Annotated in this window: 7 protein-coding genes; 4 read left to right on the top strand and 3 right to left on the bottom strand. The window is 41.4% G+C overall.

The annotated features are described in order from the left end of the window. The 3 genes from CWB62_RS18960 to ompR form a co-directional block, all read right to left on the bottom strand. A partial coding sequence (locus CWB62_RS18960; RefSeq protein ID WP_283235014.1) for a hypothetical protein occupies positions 1 to 335 on the bottom strand: 335 nt, incomplete at its 3' end. 286 nt (positions 336 to 621) lie between these two features. Further along, entirely contained in the window at positions 622 to 1938 is a 1317-nt protein-coding gene (envZ, locus tag CWB62_RS17440) for a two-component system sensor histidine kinase EnvZ (protein ID WP_138527374.1), read from the bottom strand. Positions 1939 to 1943: 5 nt separating this feature from the next. Continuing rightward, positions 1944 to 2663, bottom strand: a complete 720-nt coding sequence (gene ompR, locus CWB62_RS17435; RefSeq protein WP_006793806.1) for an osmolarity response regulator transcription factor OmpR — start codon at positions 2661 to 2663, stop codon at positions 1944 to 1946. 194 nt (positions 2664 to 2857) lie between these two features. Here ompR and greB point away from each other — a divergent pair, with 194 nt between their 5' ends. The 4 genes from greB (at position 2858) to CWB62_RS17415 (ending at position 6881) form a co-directional block, all read left to right on the top strand. Next, positions 2858 to 3340: a transcription elongation factor GreB gene (gene greB / locus CWB62_RS17430; protein ID WP_138527375.1), complete on the top strand. Its 483-nt coding sequence runs from the start codon at positions 2858 to 2860 to the stop codon at positions 3338 to 3340. Positions 3341 to 3450: 110 nt separating this feature from the next. Further along, positions 3451 to 3756 carry a hypothetical protein gene (locus CWB62_RS17425; protein ID WP_138527376.1) on the top strand — a complete coding sequence of 102 codons (306 nt, stop codon included), beginning with the start codon at positions 3451 to 3453 and terminating at the stop codon, positions 3754 to 3756. A gap of 52 nt (positions 3757 to 3808) precedes the next feature. Next, positions 3809 to 4390, top strand: coding sequence for a CBS domain-containing protein (locus CWB62_RS17420; protein ID WP_138527377.1), 582 nt, complete (start codon positions 3809 to 3811; stop codon positions 4388 to 4390). A gap of 166 nt (positions 4391 to 4556) precedes the next feature. Further along, positions 4557 to 6881: a Tex family protein gene (locus CWB62_RS17415; RefSeq protein WP_138527378.1), complete on the top strand. Its 2325-nt coding sequence runs from the start codon at positions 4557 to 4559 to the stop codon at positions 6879 to 6881. The last annotated feature ends 60 nt before the right edge of the window (positions 6882 to 6941 follow it).

Genomic DNA, 6941 nt, shown 5'->3' with positions numbered 1-6941 from the left:
AACAAATTACCCACCGCATCATAGCTATAGTTGATGGTGCTGATACCATTAACGGCATTACTCTCTAAACGGTGTAGTGCGTCATAATCGTATGTTTCACTAAAGCTATGCTGATTGCCAATATTACCTGTCGTAATATCAACTGCTTTTAAATTACCAAAACCATCGTACGCGGAGTAATCGATGTTCATAATGTTGCTATTATTTTTAGCTATTGTTTTTAGGAGCATTTGCCCACTTTTGTTACTGTAAGCAGTATTTTCAGTGAGTCCATTACCTAGCGTATTTTGAGAGCCATTACCAAATATGTCGAATTCAGTTATATTTTTATACACATAACCACTAGCCGCATTTTTTACCTGCGTTTGATAGCCTGCGTCATTGTAACTGTATTCAAGTGTGAGGTTGTTGGGGTAACGCAGCCCTTTTACACGGCCATAATTACTGTCGTAGAAGGTGGTTGTGGTATAGCTTTTACCACTGCCTGCAACGGTTTGACCGCTTGGACGACCGCGATTGTCGTTGCGGTGGCACTGCCATCCGCTTTAAAGCACTTTAGGCTTCACGGTTATATCAGTTTTACAAATATTTAAGTGTTACAAATAGCAAACTCTGCACAGGTTACTGTGCAGAGTTTTGTATTTTTATAGGCAGATAAATTTTTGCACTTAAGCCGCCTTCAGGCCGGTTTTCAAGTTTTACTTTGCCGTCGTGCATATCAACAATGCGCTTAATAATGGCAAGGCCTAGGCCACTGCCCTCACTGCCTCGCGCAGCATCACCTTGCTTAAACGGTTCAAATACCGACTCTAATTCACTTTCAGGAATACCTGGGCCATTATCGTTTACAGCAATGACCACGTATTTCTTATTGGAGTTATAATAACTAAGTACCTCTATATCGCCGTCAGAATAGCGAATAGCATTTTCAATCATGTTAGTTACAACACGCTTTATAGCCACGCTGCTGAGCGGAATACTCTCTATACTTGGGTTACTTTTAAAGGTTATAGAACGCTGATGCTTTAACTCGCAATTAACGACTTCACCCACTAACGCGTTTATATCTTCACAACTGAGTTCTTCGCGTTTGTGGTGACGTAAATATTCAATAAATTGATCGATAATACCGTTCATATCTTCAATATCGTAAATAATCCCTTCGCGAAGATACTCGTCTTGGTCGCTCATCATCTCGGTTGCTAAACGAATACGTGTGAGTGGTGTGCGTAAATCGTGAGATACACCCGCCATAAGTAAACGCCGGTCGTTTTCAAGAGCAGCGATACCGCGCGACATTTGGTTAAACGCACGCGTTACTTCGATGACTTCGGTAGAGCCTTCTTCTTCTAGTTTGGTGCTAAAATCGCCTTTACCTACTTTTACTGCCGCTTGTTGCAGTGCTTTAAGCGGGCGGTTTAGGTGACGTGCAAATAACCAACCACCTAGTACACTCAAAAAGCCAATACTTGATAAGTAAAACGTTAAAAATTCGAGGTTGTTTTCTTGATACCCTGAAAGCGGAATTTTAACCCAATAGCCAGGCGCTTGCGGGGCCTCTATCCAGTAAACGAGTGGCCCAGTTTGCGTAATACGCACCCGCGCCGAGCCATTTAACTGCGCAGACATACTACGTGAAAGCATCGGGTACTCACGGGTTTGACCAAGCCCTTGGCGCATGGCTTCGCGCTGGGTCATGACATCAATACCGGTTATTTCAAAAAACTTTTCTGATAAGTCGTCGTTTATTTCTATACCGTCTTCCCAGTCAATAAAAACGGTTTTAACTTGCTTAGCAAGCATTAAGTTAACTTGCTCTATGGTGGGTTTTACAACATATAAACTAACTGTTACGTAAGATACAACTTGGTTTATAAGTAATAACGCCGCTACCAAAAATACAGTTTGCCCAAACGCACTACGTGGAAAAAATCCCATAAAAACTACTTTTCACCGTCAGGAACAAACACGTACCCTAACCCCCACACGGTTTGAATATAACGCGGATTAGCCGCATCTATTTCAATCATGCGGCGAAGGCGCGACACTTGCACATCAATACTGCGCTCTAGGGCACTGTAATCTCGGCCACGCGCTAAGTTCATGAGCTTATCGCGGCTAAGCGGCTCTCTTGGGTGTGACACAAGTGCTTTAAGTACGGCAAACTCGCCACTGGTTAGCGATATTGTTTTATCGCCTTCGCTCATTTCACGAGTGGCTAAATTAAGCGTAAATTTACCAAAGGCAATTAGGTTTTCTTCTGCGGCGGGCGCACCTGGGACTTCTTTAGCGCGGCGGCGTAATATGGCTTTAATGCGCGCAAGTAACTCACGAGGATTAAATGGCTTTGGAATGTAATCATCTGCGCCAAGCTCTAAGCCAATGATACGATCGACTTCGTCGCCCTTTGCGGTGAGCATAACAATAGGGATTTCGTTTTCTTTTTGGCGTAACCTACGGCAAATAGATAAGCCATCTTCACCGGGAAGCATTAAGTCGAGCACCATTAAGTGAAAGTTTTCTCGCTCTAAAAGCCTATCCATTTGCTCTGAGTTTGCAGCAGTTCTTACAATAAAACCTTGCTCTACTAAATAACGCTCCAATAAGCTACGTAAGCGCATATCGTCGTCTACAACCAATACTTTTGTCGTTTCGTGTCCCATTACCTGTTTCTTATTTTTATATCCAATTAAGTATTAATATAAATGAAAAACCAAATAATCAAAAACTAATTACGGCCTTAGATTGTTACTGAACATTTCAAACAACAATAATGGCTGCTTTAAACACTTTAAGCTCGACAAATTTTTCTAAGTTTATTACCGTGCCCATCATTGAAGCTAATAATTAAAAGTCGATGAAAACAAATTTAATTACCCGTGAAGGCTATTTGCAACTGCAACAAGAACACGACCACCTATGGAATGTAAAACGCCCTGAAGTAACAAAAATAGTTAGCTGGGCAGCAAGCTTAGGCGATCGCTCTGAAAACGCCGACTATCAATATAATAAGCGATTGCTGCGCCAAATAGACCGACGCGTTCGTTATTTACGAAAGCGTATTCCCGATTTAAATATTATTGATTACTCCCCCGTGCAAGACGGAAAAGTATTTTTTGGTGCGTGGGTCGAAATAGAAAATGAGCAAGGCGACATAAAAAAGTTCAGAATTGTCGGCCCAGACGAAATTTACGACCGAAAAGACTATATTTCTATCGACTCACCCATGGCCCGGGCACTGATTAAAAAACAAGTTGATGACGATTTTGTAGTAATGACCCCGCAGGGAAAAAAAGAATGGTACATAAACTCAATTGAGTATCAAAAAAAGGCTAAGTAGCATTTGATTCAGATCATATTAACTTTTGATTGTTTAAATTATGGCATTAGGCTATATATAAATAGCTCGCACATAATTTTAATGTGAGATTAGCAAAGGTTGTAATGGTTATGTCAAACGTAGTACAGCGCATATTTAGTAATGCCGTATTGTTTGCACTTTTTATGAGTGTGAGTTTGACTTTGCATGCCAGCAACCAACACACCAACCTTGAACACCCAACCGTTTTAAATAATTCAATTGCCTTAGATATTCCCGATCAGGCAACCCCTGACTTTGACGAAGATTCATTTGTTGATGTCATTTCCCTTAAGGCAGCTCAACCACTCCCTAAAGGCGCTCACTCTTTTTACAAGAGTTCATCTTTTAGTAGACCGTTTAGCACTGCGTACCAACGTGGGCCCCCTGTTATTTAATTTAATTTATTACTTTCAATTTAATTAAATTTTTAACTAATAGGTGGATATTATGTCTAACTTTAAAGAATTACGTACCCAAAATGTTTCTCATGGGGTTATTGCAAAACCATTTGCTGACAATCAACCGTTAATCGATTTAGCCTCACCCGCTTTAAAAATGGTGAATAACTTTACGCAAAAAACACCTGTTCGAGCACATCACGAAACAACAATCGCTGATGCGCTTAAACAAACGAGCAGCCAGCAGGCTGACTTTGTATTGGTGATAGATGATGACCACAAGCTAATAGGTATTGTTTCAAGTGCTGATTTACAAAGCGCTAAAATTACGATTATTGCTCAACGTTTAAATACACCACGAAATGAAGTAAGCCTTCGCCATATAATGACACCAATAAACCAGCTAATGGGTGTCAGCATGCAAAGCTTAAGTTATGCCTGTGTGGGCGATGCTTTGCAAACAATGGAGCATCAAGGGTCGATGTTTTTATTAGTCACAACAGCTAATAACGAAATATGTGGATTAATTTCAGCTCGCCAAATAGCTAAAACATTGCATATTCCGCTGCATATTAGCCCAATTGCCAACTCGTTTAGCGACGTACTAGAAAGCGTAGACCACCCTCATTAGAGGCTGTTTTATCGCTTAACTGTCTCAACCAAAGCAACCGTCTTAAAGCAAGTTAAATAGCTTGCTTTAAGAGCTTTTTATTACAACTTCATGTGATATTATTCAAGCAATTAGCCGACCCAGATATTTATTTCTGGTCTTATTTTTTGTTTAAAAAGGTTTTTGCATGAGCTATATCTCTGCACGTTTAGCCAGTGAGCTAAATGCACAACAACAACAAGTTGTTGCTGCAACAAAATTACTTGATGAAGGCGCAACAGTTCCCTTTATTGCCCGCTACAGAAAAGAAGTCACCGGCGGTTTAGATGACACTCAATTACGCTTGCTAGAGCAGCGCTTATCTTACCTTCGAGAACTTGAAGAACGTCGTAGCTTTATTTTATCGACCATTGAATCTCAAAAAAAGCTCACCGCAGAGCTTAAAGCCGACATCACTAGCGCGCAAAGTAAAACAGAACTCGAAGATTTATATCTTCCCTATAAAGCAAAGCGCCGCACCAAAGGCCAAATAGCCATAGAAGCAGGCATAGAGCCCCTAGCCGATGCGTTATTTACCGACGCGAGTTTAAACCCTGAGCAACACGCTGAGCAGTACATTAATGCCGAAAATGGTTTTAATGACATAAAAGCCGTGCTTGATGGTGCTAAGTTTATTTTAATGGAGCGTTTTGCTGAAGATGCAAAATTACTCGCTAAATTAAGAAGTCACATAAGCCAAAACGGTGCAATCCAAAGCACGGTAATTAAAGGTCAAGAACAAGCGGGCACTAAATATCGCGATTACTTTGATCATCAGGAGCTACTTACTAAAGTTCCTTCTCATCGTGCATTAGCCATGCTGCGAGCTCGCAACGAAGGCATACTTCAATTAAATGTGAACCCAGAGCCAAGCTCAGAAAACCCCGCTCAACTTTGTGCAAACATGATTGCACAGCACTACCGCTTAAATATTACCGACCAAACAGCGAGTGCTTGGCTTTTAAGCGTCGTGCAATGGGCGTGGAAAATTAAGCTAGGTTTACACTTAGAAAACGAGTTTTTTGCAGCCATGCGCGAAAAAGCAGAAGCAGGCGCTATTGATGTATTTGCTAAAAACTTAAAAGACTTACTAATGGCGGCACCTGCAGGTCCACGCACAACACTTGGACTTGATCCCGGTTTACGTACCGGTTGCAAAATTGCTGTTGTAGACAGCACAGGTAAGCTGCTAACTACGCAAACTATTTTTCCTCATGCCCCGCAAAACCATTGGGATAAATCACTGCGTACATTAGAGCAACTTTGCCGCCAACACAAAGTAGAACTGATTGCCATTGGTAACGGTACAGCGTCGCGCGAGTCAGATAAATTGGTTGCTGAGCTAATGAAAGCAAATACCGAGTTAAAACTAAATAAAATTATGGTGAGCGAAGCGGGTGCGTCGGTTTACTCGGCATCTGAATTTGCAGCTAACGAATTTCCTGACTTAGATGTATCTTTACGTGGCGCGGTATCGATTGCACGTCGCTTACAAGACCCGCTTGCTGAGCTTGTTAAAATAGAGCCTAAATCAATTGGTGTAGGACAATATCAACACGATGTATCACAAAGCCAACTGGGGCAAACACTCACTGCGGTTGTGGAAGACTGTGTAAACTCGGTAGGTGTTGATTTAAATATGGCGTCGGTTCCTTTACTTACACGCGTATCAGGATTAAACAAAACCTTAGCGCAAAACATTGTAAATTACCGCGATTCTAATGGGTCATTTTCAAAACGCAGCGAGCTGAAAAAGGTTGAACGTTTAGGGCCGAAAGCATTTGAACAAGCTGCTGGTTTTTTACGAATAAACAATGGCAACGACCCGCTTGATAACTCATCAGTTCACCCTGAAGCCTACCCTGTTGTTAAGCAAATTTGCGAAAAGAACAACGCAGAAGTAACCACGTTAATAGGTAACAGCGAATTTTTAAACAAGCTTGTTGCTAACGACTACACCAACGAAAAATTTGGTTTACCTACGGTTACCGATATTATTGCTGAACTTGATAAGCCGGGTCGCGATCCACGTCCAGAGTTTAAAACTGCTGAGTTTAAAGCGGGTGTAGAGAAAATAAGTGACCTAAAACCAGGCATGATTTTAGAAGGTGTTGTATCGAACGTTGCTAACTTTGGTGCATTTGTTGATGTGGGTGTTCACCAAGATGGTTTAGTACATATTTCGGCGATTACTAATAAGTTTATATCTGATCCTCGCGAAGTAGTTAAAGCGGGGGACATTGTAAAAGTTAAAGTAGTAGAGGTTGATGCCTCGCGTAAACGTATTAGCTTTACCATGCGTTTAAATGACGAAATAGACACCAGCAACAAACCAGCCCCGGTTGCACAAAAACAACAGCCGCGCACTAGCAACGCGCAACCAAAGGCAGCTAAACCTAAACGCGATAGCGGTAATGCGGTTATGGGTAACGCGTTTGCCGATGCATTTGCGAATGCTAAAGTAAAAAAATAGCTGGCCATATAGCTTGTTTAGCTTTTAAGTAAAAACTGGAAAGCGCTACACGCTATAAAA

This window comes from Pseudoalteromonas sp. S408 (genome assembly GCF_005886645.1).
Lineage (GTDB): Bacteria > Pseudomonadota > Gammaproteobacteria > Enterobacterales > Alteromonadaceae > Pseudoalteromonas.
The sequence above is the reverse complement of the archived record's forward strand: the minus strand, read 5'-3'. Positions and strand labels throughout refer to the sequence as shown.

Bases quoted from the DNA above. Each gene is read 5' to 3' on its own strand.
- CWB62_RS17425 (WP_138527376.1), top strand. From the start codon at position 3,451: ATGTCAAACGTAGTACAGCGCATATTTAGTAATGCCGTATTGTTTGCA.
- greB (WP_138527375.1), top strand. From the start codon at position 2,858: ATGAAAACAAATTTAATTACCCGTGAAGGCTATTTGCAACTGCAACAA.
- CWB62_RS17415 (WP_138527378.1), top strand. From the start codon at position 4,557: ATGAGCTATATCTCTGCACGTTTAGCCAGTGAGCTAAATGCACAACAA.
- CWB62_RS17420 (WP_138527377.1), top strand. From the start codon at position 3,809: ATGTCTAACTTTAAAGAATTACGTACCCAAAATGTTTCTCATGGGGTT.
- ompR (WP_006793806.1), bottom strand. From the start codon at position 2,663: ATGGGACACGAAACGACAAAAGTATTGGTTGTAGACGACGATATGCGC.
- envZ (WP_138527374.1), bottom strand. From the start codon at position 1,938: ATGGGATTTTTTCCACGTAGTGCGTTTGGGCAAACTGTATTTTTGGTA.